At 57.7% G+C, this 18,352-nt stretch carries 15 protein-coding genes; 10 read left to right on the top strand and 5 right to left on the bottom strand.

Features of this window, described 5'->3' with window-relative positions; translation table 11 throughout:
* Positions 1-189: 189 nt before the first annotated feature.
* The 5 genes from ASE71_RS29820 to ASE71_RS29800 form a co-directional block, all read right to left on the bottom strand.
* Entirely contained in the window at positions 190-840 is a 651-nt protein-coding gene (locus ASE71_RS29820) for an RraA family protein (RefSeq protein WP_060521666.1), read from the bottom strand.
* Positions 837-1,811 carry an isocitrate lyase/PEP mutase family protein gene (locus ASE71_RS29815; RefSeq protein WP_060521665.1) on the bottom strand — a complete coding sequence of 325 codons (975 nt, stop codon included), beginning with the start codon at positions 1,809-1,811 and terminating at the stop codon, positions 837-839. Before ASE71_RS29815 ends, ASE71_RS29820 begins: the two co-directional genes overlap by 4 nt.
* A gap of 13 nt (positions 1,812-1,824) precedes the next feature.
* Positions 1,825-2,913 carry an ABC transporter ATP-binding protein gene (locus ASE71_RS29810; RefSeq protein WP_244496959.1) on the bottom strand — a complete coding sequence of 363 codons (1,089 nt, stop codon included), beginning with the start codon at positions 2,911-2,913 and terminating at the stop codon, positions 1,825-1,827.
* Between the two features lie 66 nt (positions 2,914-2,979).
* Positions 2,980-4,722 carry an ABC transporter permease gene (locus tag ASE71_RS29805; protein ID WP_063891308.1) on the bottom strand — a complete coding sequence of 581 codons (1,743 nt, stop codon included), beginning with the start codon at positions 4,720-4,722 and terminating at the stop codon, positions 2,980-2,982.
* 79 nt (positions 4,723-4,801) lie between these two features.
* Entirely contained in the window at positions 4,802-5,935 is a 1,134-nt protein-coding gene (locus ASE71_RS29800) for an ABC transporter substrate-binding protein (RefSeq protein ID WP_082566546.1), read from the bottom strand.
* A gap of 143 nt (positions 5,936-6,078) precedes the next feature.
* Here ASE71_RS29800 and ASE71_RS29795 point away from each other — a divergent pair, with 143 nt between their 5' ends.
* The 10 genes from ASE71_RS29795 (at position 6,079) to ASE71_RS29750 (ending at position 18,269) form a co-directional block, all read left to right on the top strand.
* Entirely contained in the window at positions 6,079-6,969 is an 891-nt protein-coding gene (locus ASE71_RS29795) for an isocitrate lyase/PEP mutase family protein (protein WP_060521662.1), read from the top strand.
* Positions 6,966-7,547 (top strand): chromate transporter, encoded by a 582-nt coding sequence (locus ASE71_RS29790; RefSeq protein WP_060521661.1) that lies wholly within the window; start codon positions 6,966-6,968, stop codon positions 7,545-7,547. Before ASE71_RS29795 ends, ASE71_RS29790 begins: the two co-directional genes overlap by 4 nt.
* Entirely contained in the window at positions 7,540-7,926 is a 387-nt protein-coding gene (locus ASE71_RS34720; RefSeq protein WP_082566544.1) for a chromate transporter, read from the top strand. Before ASE71_RS29790 ends, ASE71_RS34720 begins: the two co-directional genes overlap by 8 nt.
* Positions 7,927-8,097: 171 nt before the next feature.
* Complete coding sequence (locus ASE71_RS29780) at positions 8,098-9,129, top strand: amidohydrolase family protein (protein WP_060521659.1); 1,032 nt, start codon at positions 8,098-8,100, stop codon at positions 9,127-9,129.
* Positions 9,130-9,256: 127 nt separating this feature from the next.
* Positions 9,257-9,937 carry a GntR family transcriptional regulator gene (locus ASE71_RS29775; RefSeq protein WP_060521824.1) on the top strand — a complete coding sequence of 227 codons (681 nt, stop codon included), beginning with the start codon at positions 9,257-9,259 and terminating at the stop codon, positions 9,935-9,937.
* A 137-nt stretch (positions 9,938-10,074) separates the two neighbouring features.
* Entirely contained in the window at positions 10,075-11,475 is a 1,401-nt protein-coding gene (locus ASE71_RS29770; protein WP_060521658.1) for a malonyl-CoA decarboxylase, read from the top strand.
* Positions 11,476-11,490: 15 nt separating this feature from the next.
* Positions 11,491-13,044 carry a malonate--CoA ligase gene (locus tag ASE71_RS29765; RefSeq protein WP_413814658.1) on the top strand — a complete coding sequence of 518 codons (1,554 nt, stop codon included), beginning with the start codon at positions 11,491-11,493 and terminating at the stop codon, positions 13,042-13,044.
* A 558-nt stretch (positions 13,045-13,602) separates the two neighbouring features.
* Positions 13,603-14,904 carry an SIR2 family protein gene (locus tag ASE71_RS29760; protein WP_060521823.1) on the top strand — a complete coding sequence of 434 codons (1,302 nt, stop codon included), beginning with the start codon at positions 13,603-13,605 and terminating at the stop codon, positions 14,902-14,904.
* Positions 14,897-16,888 (top strand): ATP-binding protein, encoded by a 1,992-nt coding sequence (locus ASE71_RS29755; protein ID WP_060521656.1) that lies wholly within the window; start codon positions 14,897-14,899, stop codon positions 16,886-16,888. Before ASE71_RS29760 ends, ASE71_RS29755 begins: the two co-directional genes overlap by 8 nt.
* Before the next feature lie 658 nt (positions 16,889-17,546).
* Positions 17,547-18,269: a hypothetical protein gene (locus tag ASE71_RS29750; RefSeq protein WP_060521655.1), complete on the top strand. Its 723-nt coding sequence runs from the start codon at positions 17,547-17,549 to the stop codon at positions 18,267-18,269.
* Positions 18,270-18,352 lie beyond the last annotated feature (83 nt).

Raw genomic sequence — 18,352 nt, 5'->3', positions numbered from 1 at the left:
GGACAGCAGTGGCGGCCTCACTGGGATTTCCACAACTATGCGCGCTTCGATCTTAATTGGCGAAGTGCGCCGGCCAGTTGTTTTCTATACTTGTCGCACTGGACGTCCGGTGCAGGAGAGGCCTCGTTTTGGCAATGCCAAGGCCCGACCCGGTCGATTGCTGGTCGGCATGCCGACCTTCACGAAACACTAAAGGGCGGCAATCCGTTTATCGACCCAGCTTCTGTCCACGGTTCCTTGCGCTATCTCCCGCTTAGTTTCCTGCTCTTTTGCAAGGGTGGCTTTTGACATGGTGAGGATGGTTTCTGCGTTGCCGCGAGGTACGGCGATGACGCCATCTTCGTCGCCAACAATCAGGTCACCAGGACTGACGGTCATCCCATCAATGGTCACGGTGACCTGGGCTGCTCCGGGTCCGTTTTTGTAGGGTCCGCGGAGGGTTTGTCCGGCGGCGAAGCATGGGAATTCATGTGCACGGAACGTAGAGGCGTCGCGTATTGCTCCGTCGATCACAAAACCGGCTACCCCGCGGCTTTTAGCGAACAACATCATGAGTTCGCCAACCAGAGCGCGTTGGACATCACCGCCACCTTCGACGACAATCACATCGCCGGGTTGGCTCATATTTAGGGCGTGGTGAATGAATAGGTTGTCGCCGGCGGCCACCCGCACGGTTCGCGCGACGCCGCACATGGCCGCTTTGCCGTGAAACGCCTTTAAGCTGTGCGTGCCCACGAGCCGTTCCATGCAATCACCAATGATCGGAGTAGGAAGTCTCTTGAATTCCGCGATGAGCTTCTCGATCTCGATTTGGGTCAAAATCCCGTTGTCGGCGCTCATTTTTTGCTCTCCGTGTTGTAGAACGCATCCTGGTTTTCGTATTTTTTCAAAGCCTCCCGTGAGAGGTACTTCTTCTCGAGTTCCACAACCTTTGAAAATCCAGTGAGGTCAAGGAAACCGAAATCCACCAGGGGATTGCCGGTATTGCGTTCGAGATATTCGATGTAGGCGTCGGCTCCCCGCTCGGCGTAGTCCTTGAGGAAGCTGTACATCGCTACGGAGCCGACAACGTTCAGTTTAACGGACTGGCTGAAAAGTCGCAGTTCGGCATATTCAGCCGTTGTCAGCCGTGGCCGAAGGCCGTGAACCACACAGTTGAGGTGCGCGTCGGGAAACGCTTCCCGAACCGCCCACAGTTCCTCGCGGTTCTTGAGCGCAACGACCATCAACACATCCGCGCCGGCTTCCAAGTACGCGGCGCACCTACGCAGGACTTCGTCCAGGCCCCCGCCGACGGCATTTCTTGCGTCCGTACGAGCAATCAAGACGACGTCCGGATCCAACCGATCGCGCATGTCCTTGGCAGCGCGGAGCTTTCCGACCATATCCGCGATTGGGACCACCTCCGTCCCGGCGGTGTAGCCGCACCGTTTGGGTGAAACCTGGTCTTCCATGAAGAAGCCCGCGACGCCCGCCCTTATGACTTCGCTGACGGCGCGCTGGACGCCAACGGGGTTTCCGAACCCGGTATCGATATCGACGATGACGGGGATGGAAACGGCCGCGCATACCCTCCTTGCGTTGTCGACTACTTCGGTGAGGCTCAAGAGGCCCGCGTCAGGCAGTCCAAGAAGCTCGGCTGAGGTGGCGGAGCCGGATATCGAGAAGAGCCTCACGCCGGCCATCTCTGCCAGTTGGGCCTGGTGAGGCGTTGAGCCGGAAACGACCTTCAGAGGGAACGGCCCCTCCTTCATCTGCCTTCGAAGCTCCGCGCTCGGTTTCGTGGCGACCACATCATCTCTAAGACGCATTGGTTACTCCTGATCAGGCAACCTGTCGCTGAAGCGCGACAGCAGGTTGGTTGGCGACGGCATCCGAGATTTCGAAAACGAGCGGTGCTTCAAGGGGCACGAAAATCTGAACCTTTTCGCCGTCGTATTCTCGCTGCGACGACACCTTGATGGTCTCGCCGCCAAGATTGAAATCATAATGCCAATGCGCTCCGAAGTAGCTTCGGTGGGCAACCTCGACTTGGAGCAAAGTCCCTTCTCCTAAGGGCTTGGACGACGAGTCGAGGATCAGAAGGCGTTCCGGGCGAATTGCGACCGAGACGCTGCGTCCGGCGGGAATGTCCTTCACAAGACGTACGCGAATGTCAGAGCCGTTTTTCAGCGTCACGACCGCTGTTCCGTCCTTGTCCCGTGAAGACTTCAGAACGCCATGGAGGAAGTTGCTGGACCCGATGAAGTCGGCGACGAACGGGTCGCTGGGGCGCTCATAGATTTCACGTGGGGTCCCGATCTGGACGATACGTCCGCCGTTCATCACCACAATCCGATCACTGAGCGACAGGGCCTCGCCGTGGTCGTGGGTCACGTAAACCGTCGTAAGCCGGATACGGTCGCGGATGTCCCCGAGCCATGTGCGTGCGCGCTCCCGTAGCTTGGCATCTAGGTTCGACAGCGGTTCGTCGAGGAGTAAGATCGACGGCTCGTAAACGAGAGTGCGAGCGAGAGCGACACGCTGCTGCTGCCCACCGGAGAGTTCGTGCGGATAGCGGTCAGCAAGCGAGGACATTTCGACCAATGCGAGGACGTCGGCAATGCGGCGATCCTGCTCTGCCTTGGGCACCTTTCTAAGCTGGAGCGGAAACCGAAGGTTCTTCGTCACCGACATGTGCGGCCATAAGGCATACGACTGGAACACCAATCCCAGGTCTCTGGCCTCAGCTGGCAGCGCGGTGCCCTTGTCGCTGTCGAAATAGGTCGTCGAGCCGGCGGTGATCCGACCGGTCGTGGGCATCTGCAGGCCGGCGATGGCGGCCAGCGTCGTGGATTTTCCGCATCCGCTCGGGCCGAGCAACGTGACGAACTCCCCGTCCTTGACGGTAAAGTTGACGTCCTTGATCGCCACGGCCGATCCGTAGACCTTCGAGAGGTTCGTTACATTAAGTTCAGACATAGTTGTACCTTTCGTAGGTCAGGCAGACTGGCCGCTTGCGGTCGTGCCGAACGCGATGCGGAAGATCGCGACGAAGATCATGGTGAGGACGATCTGTATGCTTGCGAGGGCGGCCACGTGACCCATCTGCCCCTGCATCCAGCTCTGCAGCAAACTGGTGCCGATTACTTCCGTTCCCGGCGTGACGAGGAAGATCGCGATCGAGTACTCCTTGAAGAACGCGATGAAGAGCAGAGAAAACGCAGCCACAAGCGAAGGCCGAAGCAAGGGGAAGATCACCGAGCGCGTTGCCGTCCACCAGTCGGAGCCCATCACGCGGGCTGCGCGGTCAAGGTCCGGCCCGATCTGCATCAGGGCTGGAGCGATCGCACCGTAGGCCTTGGGGATCGCCTGAGCCGTGTAAGCGAAGGCCAGGAGCCAGATCGTCCCGCTTAGCCAACCGAGCGGCGGGAAGAAGACGACCGCATAAAACATCCCGATACCTGCGATCAGACCTGGCACAGCGCGCGGGATCATCGCGATATATTCGAGTTGGTGGGAAAAACGGAAGTCAGACCGGTGGGTGACGATCGCGATCATCGAGATGGAGCCCACCGCCAATCCACCGCCGACGAACGAGAGGACGATCGTGTTGATGATCGGACGCAGCAGCACATCGGAATCCATGACCGCGGCGAAGTTCTCAAGCGTGAACAGCGTCCAAAAAGGGATGAGGGGGCTCAGGAAGCTTGTGAATGCGCGCAGGATCAAGACGCCAATCGGAAAGACCACCAACAGAAGGATGTAGGCGGCGACCACGAAGAATGCCGGCCAACGCAATTTGCCCAAGGAGAACCGTTTTGGATGGTGCGCCTTACCGCCCACCGTCACGTACCGGCGCGCATTGCGCAGTAATCGTGACTGGATGAAAACCAGCAAGGCAACGACGAACAGCAGCATGAGCGAGGCTGTCGCGACAAGGCCATAGTCAGGACTCTGAGCGCGCAGGCCTTTGGCGTAAAGGAACGTCATGAACAGGCGAATGCCCGAAGCTTCTCCGAAAATGAACGGAATGCTGAAGTTGTCCAAGGCGGCGGTAAAGTTGAGGACCGTTCCATAGATCAACGACGGGATCATCAACGGAAGCGTGACCTTGGCGAATATTTTCAGGGGCTTGGCACCACAACTCCGTGCGGCGTCCTCGAGCGTGGGGTCGATCATCGCGACCGAAGCGAGGCAGTAGAGAAAGGCGAGCGGCGCTTGTGTCGTAGCCGCGACGACTGCCATCCCCGAGAGCGTGTTCAAATCCCAAGGGCGCATTCCGATGATGCTCTGCACGAACAGAGTGACGAAACCCGACGGTCCGTAGCTCAGCGTCCACCCGAAAGCGAGGACCAAGCTGGAGACGACAAGGGGCACGAGCATGAAGCTGTTCAACGCCGTACGACAGGGCATGTCCGTGCGCCCGATCAGGATGGCGAACACCGCTCCGATGACCTGCGCCATAATCGTCGTCACAACCGCGAACACGAGCGTGTTTAAAAGGACGACGTGGAGTTCGGGATTTCCCACCAGCTTGGTGAAGTTCGTGAGGGTCAGGTCCGACCCACTGTCATACAATGGGCCGCTCAGGAACGACTGGTAGACGATAGGAACAAGGGGGGAAAGAACCAGGAAGAGCGTGAACAGTAGCACAGCCCATTGGATAACGTCCGCTCTCAGCGCGGTGGTGCGGAGCGACGGTTTGCCGGGGCTGCTGGTAACCAATGCGGGATTTGTCATTGCGGCTTTCGGTTCCAATGGCAAAAAAGATCAGTGGGGAGCGCCGTTGAGCGCTCCCCAGCCCGTATGTTCGAGACGGCTACTTGCGGGCGAACGCCTCGCGCCAGCGCTTGACGAACGCATCGTAGTCATCGAACACGGTTGGGTCGTAGCTCGGCTTGAGTACGTTCTTTTCGCCTACGGTTTCGATCACCGACGCGTATGTGAAGTCGCCGTTTACGTCGCTCGACTTGACGTCTTCCCGCAACGGCGTCCTGCCGCCTTCGACAAGACCCTTCTGCCCCTCGAACGACAGCGTCACATCAAGCCAGAGCTTGGCGCTGTTCACGTTCGTCGCGCCGGCCGGAATTGCGGAGGCGCGGATGATCAGCGGTTGGCCGTCGTTCACAAAATTCCATCCGATGACCGCCGACCGTGCCGGGTCCTTGGCTGCTTGCCACGGGATACCAGACGCCAGGAAGTACCCGGCCACGTACTCGCCGGACAAGATTTTCTCGACGGCAACGCCGGTAGATGACTCGGATTTGGTCGCGGGTCCGAACCTTGAGAACCAGTCCCAGGTCTTATCGCCATGGAGTTTGACGAAGTCCTTGTGGCCGAGGTAACCGGCCGTCTGAACGTCAGCGCCGAAGACCGCGATCTTGCCATTGAAGAGGTCCGGGTTGGCGTCCACGAGTTCGGCAAGGTTTTCCAAGCCCTTCGGACGTTTGTCCTCGGAAAGCAAAAGCTTGTTGTACACGATCAACAGCGGATCGATGGCGATCGTGTAGAGACCCGATTGCGGCATCGACCAAGCGGGAAAATAGGACTTCTCCGGGGAGTCATAGGCGAGAATCTCGCCCTTCTTCATTAGCTCGAACCATTTCTCCAACGCCCCAGACGTCAGGAAATCGCAGGTCGGCGCGCCCGTGCCCCGCTCTGCCATGTAGCGTTCCATAAGCTCGTCGCTGTTGAGCTCGAGGATTTCCACGTTGATCCAGGGATACAGTTCGTTGAAACGACGCTGGATTCCGGCCCAGGATTTGGCGCTCATGTTCGAGTAGATGAAAAGGCGACCTTCTTTCTTCGAGGCCTCGATGATCTCGGCGTATCCCGCAGGATAATAGGACGGTACGGCGTTCGCGAACGCACGCAGGGGCAGTCCGAGTACGCCCAAGGCACCGGCCCCACCCATAGCGGCCAAAATCGATCTTCTCGTGAAGCCAGCTGACATTTGATTCTCCTCCAAACAAGGGCGTCTCCTCGCGCCATGTCTAAATGGATTCCCTTATATTCAAACAAAGTCAACATTCTTGCATGCAAAAATCTTGATATTGCATAATCTAAATGCATTATTGGGCGCAGGGAGGACTCAAAATGGATGCAAGAAGTCGCTATCGTGAGCTGTTGAAATCGCCCACTATTCTGGTGTCGGCGGGCGTCTATGACGCGTTTTCCGCGCGATTGGCCGAGCACGCAGGATTCCAGGCCGTCTCTGCAGGGGGGAACTCAGGAATCGGCGGACTTCTCGCGGCCCCCGATCTCGGACAGACAAATATGCGCGACATGGCAGACCTCTATGCCCGCATCTGCGCGGCAGTGGACGTCCCTGTGATGGTCGACGCGGACACCGGCTATGGCGGCGTGCATAATTTGCGGCAGGCAGTCCGGGCATTCGAGCGCGCCGGCGTGGCGGGCTTCACCCTCAATGACCAATCATTCCCAAACCGGTGCGGTTATCTGGAAGGCAAGAGCCTCGTTCCCGTCAGTGAAATGCTGGCGAAGATCAAGGCCGCGGTCGATGCGCGATCAGATTCGAACATGACCATCGTCGCGCGTACGGATGCGGCAAATGTGGCCGGCTTGGACGCTGCCCTAGAGAGATGCGCTCTGTTTCTGGAGGCCGGCGCGGACGTCGCCAAACCACAGTGTGTCGACGACGAGCCTAGCATCCGAAAGGTCGTCAGCGAGCTTCAATGCCCCTACATAGCCAACCTTTCGAATGCGGCGGGGCGATTCAGACTCGACATTCCCGATCTACAGCGCCTCGGAGCCGCAGCAGTCACTCTGCCGACATTATCGTTGTTCTCCGCAATGATGGGAATGACGAGCATCCTTTCCCAAGTGAGCAGCACAGGGTCAGTTGCCGGCCTCGCGGACCGGCTTCCCTCACTCGACAACTACTATGCCGCAGTCGGCCTCTCCGAGTACGCCGAACGCGAGGAGTCCTACCGCGCTTTTGCGGAGCACATTCTGGCACGCCGATGACCCAATCCTCGCTGACGGAAGAAGAAGTCGAGCCTTTTCAGAAGCCGACACCACGCAACCTGTTCATCACAGCGTTCCAAATCGGCATGTTGAGCATTGGGGGCGGCATGTCCGCGTGGCTGCATCGGGAGTTCGTGGTCAGGCGACGCTGGATGGACGAGCAAGCCTTCCATACCGACCTGGCTGTCGCGCGGATGCTCCCCGGCACGAACATATCGAACTTCCTCGTACTCGGAGGTTACCGTCTTGCCGGGTTTCCAGGTGCCGTCTCAGCATTGGCAGGAATTTTGAGCGGACCGTTCGTACTCGTTCTGGCGCTAGCGGTTACATACGAACATTTATCCAGCCCGTTTTTAACGGACCTTTTGGCAGGTGCGGCGGCTGCAGCGCTTGGATTTCTGGTCCCGATGGTTGCACGAAGTGTGCGCCACGTCGGAAATCATTGGACATCGGTTCTGGTCATCGCCGTGGTCTCCCTCGCCGTAGGGGTATTCAGCGTGCCGCTGGCGCTATTCGTCGCATTGGCATTGCCATGCAGCATCGTGCTCGTAGTCCTGCGGGGCCGCGCAAATGCGTGAAAGCCCTCTCACAGCACTGCTGTTTATGTTCGTCCCATTCTCTCTCACCGCGTTCGGGGGCGGGTTGTCGGTCATCTCCGGCATTCAGGAACAGACGGTCAACCAACTCGGCTGGATGACGGCGCAGGAGTTCCTGAACTACTTCGCGATCTCGCGCGCGGCACCCGGTCCAGGATCGCTGTTGTCCTCCCTTGTGGGCTGGCACGTAGCCGGCCTTTCTGGAGCCCTCGTTGCGACCTTGGCCATGTTCGTCCCATCCTCGCTCTTATGCCTGGCGATCGCCGTATTGTGGCGGCGCTACAAGGGACGCCGATGGCTTTCGATTCTTGAGATGGCGGTTGCGCCGATCGGTGTCGGCTGCTCATCGCGGGACTACTGAGTCTGGCTCCCCTTGCGCTGTCATCGTCCTCCTTGGTGTGCGTAGGCTTGGCATCGTTTCTCCTCACGGCCCTCAAGCCCTCATTCCACCCGGCGCTCATCCTTTGCGCCGGTGCGGCAGCTAACGCCTCCGTCCACTTCTTCATTCAATTTCAATGAGCTGGAAGCCAGTATGATCATCGATTGTCACGGCCACTACACTACCGCGCCCGCCGCCCTGCAGCAGTATCGGGATCGCCAACTGGCGCGTTTGATAGACCCCTGGCTTCCTCGCATCGCCAGCCCAGCGATTTCTGACGATCAGATTCGCGAAACGATCGAGAACAACCAACTACGGGTCCAAAACGAGCGCGGTATCGACCATGTGCTCTTTTCCCCTCTCGCTGGGGGTATGTCGCATCATTGTGGGACCGAGGAAACGAGCCTGGAATGGACCCGGATATGCAACGACCTGATACACCGGGTCGTGGCATTGTTTCCCACCCGGTTTTCCGGCGTTTGCCAGTTGCCACAATCGCCCGGTGTGCCTCCGGGCAACTGTGTCGCCGAGCTCAAACGGTGCATCAACGAACTAGGCTTCGTGGCGTGCAACATAAACCCGGACCCCTCGGATGGTCACTGGAGTTGCGCTCCCCTCACTGACCGCAGTTGGTATCCGCTGTACGAATGTATGGTCGAACTAAACGTCCCGGCGATGATCCATACGTCTTGTTCCTGCAATCGCAACTTCCATGGCGTGGGAGCGCATTACCTCAATGGCGACACCACCGCATTTATGCAGTTGCTGGACTCCGACGTATTCCGCGACTTTCCGGAATTGCGGGTCGTAATTCCGCACGGCGGCGGCGCTGTCCCCTACCATTGGGGGCGCTATCGAGGACTTGCATATGACCTGCGTCGGACAACGCTGGACGAGCAGGTGCTGAAAAATGTGTACTTCGACACCTGCGTCTACCATCAGGCTGGCATCAATCTACTGACAACGGTGGTCCCGACGGACAACATCCTCTTTGCGACGGAGATGATCGGCGCGGTCAAAAGTGTCGATCCCGAGACCGGCAGGATGTTCGATGACACCGGACCGATGATCGAGGCCACGGACCTCTCGAAGAGCGACAGGGAAAAGATATTCTTCCGCAACGCCTTGCGTGTCTACCCACGGCTGGCGGAGCGCCTTGAGAGGGTGGGATTGTTGAAAAAATAAGCGAAACTTCGCTCTCTGCACGCAATTGGCCCGGCATTGCATCCAGAATCGTGTATTTTGCTGATCTGGCTGCTGTCGTTTGAACGCGGGAGCCTTGAAGGCAATTTATCAGGTCAGTTGGCAGACGATGACAGAGAAGACCGGTACAAAGAGCGTTGCGGCAACATTGCGCGACGCCATCGAAAACGAAATCCTGACCGGACTACTCGCTCCAGGCGAGCGGTTGGATGAGCAAACCTTGTCGAAGAAGTTTGGAGTATCGCGAACGCCCGTCCGCGAAGCCCTCGCCCAGCTTGCTTCGGTCAATCAGGTGGAAATCCGACCGAACCGAGGAGCATTCGTCACAAGCGTTCGTCCTGAACAGCTCGTGCAAATGTTCGAAGTGATGGCCGAGCTGGAGGGGATGGCCGGTCGGCTTGCTTCGCGACGGCTCGTTGCCGCTGATCGAGACAACATCCAACAGTCGCTCGACGAGTGCGCAAAGGCGGCTTCGAGAGCCGACACGGACGCTTACTACTATGAAAACGAGCGGTTTCACCAGGCGATCTATGCGGCAAGCCACAACGGCTTCCTCATCGACCAATGTCAGGCTCTTCAGCGAAGACTTCGCCCCTATCGGCGACTTCAACTTCGGGCCATAAATCGGATGCAGACGTCGATGGCGGAACACAAAACGATCGTGGAAGCGATATTCGCCGGGAACGGCCAAGCTGCCGAAGCCGCGTTGAAGGAGCATATCGTAATCCAGGGAGAGCGTTTCCAGGACCTGCTCGCTTTCATGGCGGAGACGACACTCGCCGCTCAGTAACCGCAGCCATATGACGGCTACCAAAGCGCGGCGCTAACAACTCCGCGCTCTTTTGTTGTGCCCAGTACAATTTTATTGACTTTGCATGCAGAAATAAGAATATTGCACACAACGTCGCTTTCCACTGGAGAGAACCGATGAAGCGTGGAAATTCGCTCGACATCCTCGATGGCTCGTCAACCTATCTTGGCGGCTTGTTAGAAACGCTCACCAGGCGCGGCCGACTGCTCCTCCGACGCAATCCGCAACCGCAGCCACAGGCGGAGCAGATTGACCTCGTAGCGCTTGCGGAGACGCTGCTGTCCCGCCGCGGTGAGGCCTCTGGTGTCGCGTTGGCGCGCGAACTGCTGTCCGCGTACCAATGGGCTCCAATCGAATCGAAGCTGGTATTCCTGTTGGCGCTCGCCGATCGCTTCGGCCCCGAACAACGTCAACTCGAGTTGGCGATGGAAGCCCTTCGTCGCGAGCGCACTGCGGACAATCTGGATGCCATCCACGTTGCCTCTGAGCCGCGCCGGCAGCAACTCTTCAGGAGGCTTAACCTAGCGCCCGGAGGGACCAAGGCACTCATCAGGATGCGGGAGGACCTTCTCCAGCAACTCGGACAGAAACCGGAATTACGCGGTGTGGATTCGGATTTCGCACACCTCTTCGGTTCGTGGTTCAACCGGGGATTCCTCGTCCTCAGACCGATCGACTGGACCAGTCCAGCGAACATTCTGGAGAGGATCATTCAGTACGAAGCCGTGCATGAAATCAGGGATTGGGATGATCTTAGAAACAGACTTCAGCCGAGCGATCGTCGTTGCTACGCCTTTTTCCATCCCCAACTGGTCGACGAACCCTTGATCTTTGTCGAGGTGGCCCTGACGAAAGAGATACCGTCCCAAATCCATCCGCTGCTTGATCTCGATCGCACGGTGATCAAGGACAGCGAAGCGACTACAGCGGTGTTCTATTCCATCTCGAACACGCAGAAAGGGCTGCGCGGCGTCTCGTTCGGTAACTTCCTGATCAAGCAGGTGGTGGAGAATCTGAAAGCCGAACTGCCCAACCTCAAGACCTTCGTGACTTTGTCGCCCGTGCCCGGATTTGCGACGTGGCTTGCCAAGGAGCGCAATTCGCCAAATTCTGCGTTCGCGGACCCTGCATTTGCCGACAAGCTCAAACTGCTTGATGGGCCCGATTGGCACCAAAACGACGATGTGGTCGCGGAAGTCAGGCCCGCGCTACAAGCCGCGACGGCATACTACTTCCTACGGGCCAAGAACCCGAAAGGCCGACCTGTCGACCCCGTTGCTCAATTCCACCTTGGGAACGGCGCACGGCTCGAGCAGATCAACTTCCTGGGCGATCGCTCGCCGAAGGGGCTCAAGCAGTCCCATGGCATGATGGTCAACTACCTCTACCAATTGAATGAAATCGAAGCGAACCATGAAGCGTTCGCTGAGAATGGAAACGTTGCGGCGTCCCCGGCTGTCCGGAAACTCCTGCCGACAAACCTGCAATCCCGAGAACTGACAGTCCAGCGAGGCTAACTCGCTCGAAACTGCATTGGAGACGTCATGAACGCAAATCTCTTCGCCCGGCTTGAGGCCTCGATCCGTGATACCGGAAAAACGGCGATCGTTGTTCCCCAGGGCCCGACCTACACCTACGGCGATCTTGTCGCCCTTTCGGGGCGGCTGGCTAACGTCCTTGTTGAACGGGGCGTCAAGCCCGGAGACAGGGTGACGGTCCAGGTCGAAAAATCGGTGACAGCACTTGCGCTCTATCTGGCCACGTTGCGTGCCGGCGCGATATTTCTGCCCCTCAACTCGGCCTATACGCTCGCCGAGGTCGAGTATTTCGTAGGCGACGCCGAGCCGGCGTTGATCGTCTGTGATCCCTCCAAGCACTCCGGCATGGTCTCGATTGCCTCCAAAGTGGGCGCAGTCGTCGAAACACTCGATCCGGCCGGAAACGGAAGCCTCGCGGATGCCGCGAATGGCGTGGATGCCGCATTCGACACCGTTCAGCGTGGTGCGGACGACCTTGCGGCCATCCTTTATACCTCCGGTACCACCGGCAGATCGAAGGGAGCCATGCTTTCGCACGGCAACCTCACCTCGAACGCGCTAAGTCTGATCGATGTATGGCGGTTTACGGAAGACGACGTGTTGATCCACGCACTGCCGATCTACCATACGCATGGTCTTTTCGTCGCCACGAACGTGACGTTGTTTTCCGGCGCGTCGATGGTGTTCCTTTCCAAGTTCGACGCTGACCAAATACTCGACCTGATGGCGACCTCCACCGTGTTGATGGGGGTTCCCACGTTCTACGTCCGGCTCCTGCAAAGCACTCGCCTTGCCGAGGCCTCCTTGGCAATGCGCCTGTTCATTTCCGGCTCCGCTCCCCTTCTCGCCGAGACGCATGTCGATTGGAACCAGCGCACCGGACATGCGATCCTGGAGCGCTATGGAATGACAGAGACCAACATGAATACCTCGAACCCGTACGACGGTGAGCGCGTGCCCGGAACAGTAGGGCTGCCGCTTCCGGGCGTTTCGGTTCAGATCACCGACCCGGACACCGCTGCGGTGCTCGAACGGAACCAGATCGGCATGATCGAGGTAAAAGGGCCCAATGTCTTCAAGGGCTACTGGCGGATGCCGGAGAAAACGGCCGCGGAACTTCGCGCCGACGGCTTCTTCATTACCGGCGACTTGGGCAAAATCGACGAGCGCGGCTATGTCCATATCCTCGGGCGTGGCAAGGACTTGGTCATCACGGGTGGCTTCAACGTCTATCCGAAGGAAGTCGAGGAAGAGATCGACGCCGTGGCCGGTGTGGTCGAAAGCGCGGTCATCGGCTTGCCGCACAAGGATTTCGGTGAAGGCGTCACTGCTGTGGTCGTACGTGCGCTCGGCTCATCGGTCGATGAAGCGGCCATTCTTGGTGCCATTGGCGATCGCCTGGCCAAGTTCAAACTGCCAAAGAAGGTGTTGTTCGTAAACGAGCTTCCGCGCAACACGATGGGCAAGGTCCAGAAGAACGTGCTTCGTGAGCAGTTCAAGGAACTGTACTCTCCACAGCAGACCGCGAAGGTGACTGCCCACGGATAAGCAGGTCGCGTTGTCACGCAGAGTGCGATCGGACAGCTTTTTGGACGCCATGATAAATCCTCGCCTATCCCGGGCGGGGATCAATTGAGATAGTCGTACAAATCCATCCAGGCGCACCGTCCATGCAGCATCAAGAATTAGCAAATCACCCGATCGGCGGTCGTCCTCGGTGACCACTTTGCGCCCCAACAGCGGGCATCGCATCCCAACCCGACAACAAATGAACCAATTTGAGTTGAGTGCTGCCTGGTTATTTAGACTTGCGCAGTGATGTGCGTCTAGGAGAACATGCGTCCGCGGTTCAAGCGCGATGGCAGGCTGACCTTTGGATGGCGCAAAGCTGGCCGCCGTTCGTCGGCATCAAAGCTGTCCACTACTGCAAAGACCGGCCCGCGTAGGCCGATGTGTGGTACTTGAGCGGCCAGCCCTGATCGTGGCCGCTCGTCATCAGTCTTTTACAACATTGGATATCACGGAGGATTTCGATAGTGTTTTGCAATCGGAGCCTGTGATTCACAGTGTTACCCGCTCCGATCACATGCAGGTGGGGAGGATTTGGTGACGGATCAGGACCCGGCGAAGCCGCGGCAGTTTCACTTCGTTCGTCATGGGGATCAGTCGAGCACGGCGCTCGATTGGGAGACTGGGCCCGGCATCGTCCGGAAAGCTCTGAGCGAAGCTCTCAATGCGCGAAACGTCGCGTTTCTGCTTGGAGCAGGCTGCTCTTCGCTGGAAATCGACAATAGGCAGCGGGGTATTCCAACGATGGCCCCGTTGGCTTCCGAGTTCTGCAAGCATCCTTTGCCGCCGGACTTCGACGACGATCTCAACCCCATCAAACCGCCCGAGTGGGGACTTACCTCCGAAGAAGTCGAGTTTCTCAAAGCGAGAGGCGCAGCTTTAACGGAAACGGAATACACGTGGAATCTCGAACGGCTTATGGAGCTCCTTTTCAGCCTGGCATTCATCTACAGGCGCAGCGACAACCCTCAGGATGCCAGCTTCCTCGAGACTGTCGAGGGCATCATCAACAAGGTGAAGAGCTTCCTCTGGGAGAGGTGCACAAAAGGGGAGTTCGCCTCCGGAGACAACGCGGTCCCGGACGTGTACGAGAGCTTCTACCGCCGCCTGGTGCTGCGGGACAGGTCGTTGCCCCGGCCATGGATTTTCACGACGAATTACGACCTCTTCAACGAGCGCGCGATGGACCGCCTCGGTTTGCCATATGCCAACGGGTTTTCGGGAGTTGTCGAGCGTCGCTTCAATCCTGCCACCTTCCGCTATGCCCTCGCCGAACAACTCGACGTCACGAGCCGGAAGTGGTCCGCCGTCGACGGATTTGTGTATCTCTGCAAGCTGCACGGCTCGTTAAGCTGGACAGAGGATGACCACGGCCTGTTTCCGATCCGCGAGCTCTGGCCGCAGGACGCTGCTTCCAAGGTCATGATTTACCCGACTCCGGCGAAGCAGAATTCAAGTCTCGGTTCGCCCTATTCCGACCTCTTTCGCGAGTTCCAAAGCCGTGTCGTACGAGAGCAGAGCGTGCTGATCACGGCCGGTTTTGCATTCGGAGACGAGCATCTCAACAACATCATCTATCAGGCACTGACCATTCCGACGTTCAGGCTGATCGTGTTCGCAAATCCCAACGCTAAGGGAGAGATCGCCAAGCTGCGCGCACTTCGCGATGAACGCATCTGGATCATCGGCGGCGACGGTCCCGACGAGAAAAACCCCGCCCACTACTTCAACATGATCGTCGAGCACTTCATGCCGCAGCGGCAGAGCGACAGGATCGACGACGCTGTTCGCCTGGTTATGGAGACCATGGGAGCGAAAAAGGACGCCGCAGATGGGTAATGACGACCGCCGGCGCGCGATCGGAAAGGTGATATCCGTCTCCGCGGATCGGTTTGTGGTCGAGGTTCACGCCGGAACCGACAATTTCACTGTCGTTGGATTCGACGGTGTTCATTACGTCGCACGTCTCGGATCGTTCCTGATGATTCCCACGCCTCCGGAGTATGTCGTGACGGAGGTTGTGGGCTTGCGGGAAAGAGACGGCCAGTCCCGTGACGGCGGAGAAATGGAAAAGGCAACTGCAGCCAAGTTTCTCGATCTTGTCCCGGTCGGGATGCTTCCCATGGCGAGCGACGGCAAGTTCCGCTTCGGCGTCTCGGTTTTCCCTTCGCTCTTCGCCGACGCCTTGTATTCGTTGGACGCCGAACTAGATCGCATATTCGACACTGAAAAAGAAACCGAGCCGTCGACGGATGGGGATGGGGGGCCGCCGACGCCACCCAAAGCGACCCGTTTCCGCAATCTGGCCATCGGCAAGTCGGTCATTTTCGAGGATTACCAGGTCAAGGTCAGGATTGACGACTTTTTCGGCGGCCATGTCGCGGTGCTCGGCAACACCGGGAGCGGCAAGTCGTGCACCGTCGCAACGGTGCTGCAATCGCTCTTCGAAAAGGCGGACGAACATCGCGCCCGGGGCGCGACATTCGTTGTCCTCGACGTAAACGGCGAGTACCATGAAGCGTTCAAGGAACTGGGAAGTCGGGCCGAGATCGGGGTCAAGCGGCTTATCATCGACGGCACGTCCGCCGCCGGGGCCTTCCGACTGCCCCATTGGTTCCTCGACCTTTCGGAATGGGAGCTCTTACTGCAGGCCAGCGAGCGAACGCAACTCCCCATCCTGCGGATGGCATTAGGCTTGGTTTCGCTGTTCGGCCAAGCTTCGGGAGTTCAACTCACGAAGATCAGAAACCACATCCTCGCAACGTGCATCACACAAATATTGGGTGACGAAACGCCGCCAGGAGCAAAGGAGACGCGGATTCGCGGGATCCTGCAGCGATTTTGCACGACTGATATAAACGCGAGCGTCCTTGATCAGGCGATCAAGGTCAATTTCGGAAACATGCCCGGCCTGCAGGACGCTTATACCTACCTCGCAGGTTCCAACGGTGCGGGCGGTTTCATCGACCCGGCAATCAAATTCCCTGACTACGAAAACATACCTTTCGATTTCATCGCGCTTGGAGACGCGATCGATCTGGCTTTGCTTTACGAGGAAGCTCACGGAAACCGCCAAATCCGGGATTACTGCTCGCAGATGGTCACCCGTTTCAAGGCGCTGGAGAAGCGGGTCGATTATGAGTTTCTCCGACATACATCCACCGACCAAGTGTCGCAATCCGAATTCCTTGCCGGGTTGTTGGGATTGACCGCCGCCCAAGGGGGCGGACACGTAAAATCGTCCCAGATCGTCATTCTTGACATGAACGTGGTGGAAGACGAGGTCGTGGAGCTCGTCAGCGCCGTGCTTGCGCGGATGGTGTTTCGGGTCCTTCGGCACGCTGAACCACGCAACCGCTTCCCCGTGCATCTGTTGCTCGAGGAGGCTCATCGCTACGTGGCTTCGACGCCATCGCGATATGCCATGGATGCCGGGCGCATCTTCGAGCGCATTGCCAAGGAGGGCCGGAAGTACGGGTTGTTCCTTCTGATCGCGTCGCAGCGCCCGAGCGAATTGTCCAAGACCGTGCTTTCCCAGTGCTCGAACTTCGTTGTTCATCGAATTCAGAACCCTGACGACCTGTCCCAGATCAGGCAGATGACGCCTTTCATTTCCGACAGCGTCTTAAAGCGGCTGCCATCGCTTCCGAAGCAGCACGCGCTCGTGTTCGGCAATTCTGTCAATCTTCCTACAACGTTCAAGGTTCGCCTTGCTGACCCAGTGCCCGCAAGCACTGATGCTCAGATCGTCGATCTGTGGTTTCAGGAAGATGGCCGAAAAGTTCTATTGGCGATTGGGTCGAAGTCGGGCGCAGAACAATAGAGGCAAACTTCGATGGCCCAGTGGTGCGCTCCCAAGCGATGACCACGTTAATCTTGCTGGTCGTTCGCGTCTAATTCCAGGGCCCACCCACGCTTCACGGTGTTGTCCCGAAAGGCATTCCTTAGCAGGTGAGCGATTGGGATGCCCGTGTGGACCGATTGCCGTCATGGCACCAAAAGGCTTTGCGCCCACGAAAATGCTCGGACGCCGCAGAGTTCGATTTGGGAGAATCCACGGATTTTGAATAAATGGTGTCATCATGTCGTCCTACGACATGTGTGAACCTAGAAGGATTCGATTTTTATTATTCTCGAAAAATGTAGACTTCGCTGTCAGTTCTCTGGAATATGTTCGACTTGAAGTCTTTGTATTTTGATTTCATGCCTATGTATTTTTATAGCTGTGGAGATCATTAATCGCACATCTTCATGGTAAAAATGGAAGACTCTGAATTGATTGTGCAAATTGTATATAAAAGATACTTGCGCTGCCGATTTGGACGGGTTACACATTGTCATGTAAGGGATATTAATATTGACGATGTGTTCGTCGATGAACAGACGTTTTAAACACCCGAAGCCGGGAACCACAAATCGCGACCGATCAGCAACGGCGGCACTTTGGGACAACGCGGTCGCATTTGGCACGAGTGACTATAATGTCGATCCGTCCTCCTACTTACAAAGACAAGCCTTATCCGATCCAGTTCGCCGAGATGGCGGCGGATTGGGTTCGTGGAAACGATGATTACAAAGCGCGTGGAGCAAAGCGTAATTTGGACCTGCCGAACGTTTTACTCGATACCGCAATCCGCGCGGGTAAGACGCATTCGGAAATCCGCTCCGCACTTGGGATTTCTTCCAACACGCTTTCAAAGGCAATCAAGCGAGCCGGCCTTATCATGCCCAAGACCGCTGCTCAGAGAACTGCTTTCCTTGAGTCGCCGCCTATCACATCACAACAATCTTCAGCCGTGGCATTGCCGCACGCGAAGGGGATGGTGGCGGCATGGGTGGCGGACCTCGAGGTGTCGTCTACAGAGGATGCCCAGGTCGCCGCTATGAAAGTGGAGCATGTTCCAGCGTCGAAGCCCGGCAGCGACGCAACACGTACTAAACCGAGAACTCCGCGGATGGCCGAAGCAATCGCCAAGCGAATGATCGGCGAAGCCGCAGACCGCTTAATTCCGGGCACATATACTGGCAGGGACGGACATGAACATTGCGATGGTTTGGTCGGGAGGGGACCCGAGGCACGACCGACAATTTACGCGTGGCGAGAAAAAGCAAGTGAGGTCGAGGAGGTACTGAAAATCTATCGGGAGATACACGCTGAGGGCTCATCAGCCACCTCGGCGCATTCAGAGGCCTTGAAAAGCTAACCTACAGCCTGTTGTCAGCACCCGACCGCGGCCAACCCAACCGAGGGAAGGATAGTCAGATGAACGCGCGACTTGGTTCGCGA

Source organism: Ensifer sp. Root954, assembly GCF_001429005.1.
GTDB classification, from domain to species: Bacteria; Pseudomonadota; Alphaproteobacteria; order Rhizobiales; family Rhizobiaceae; genus Ensifer; species Ensifer adhaerens.
This window is presented reverse-complemented; position numbering and strand designations above follow the sequence as displayed.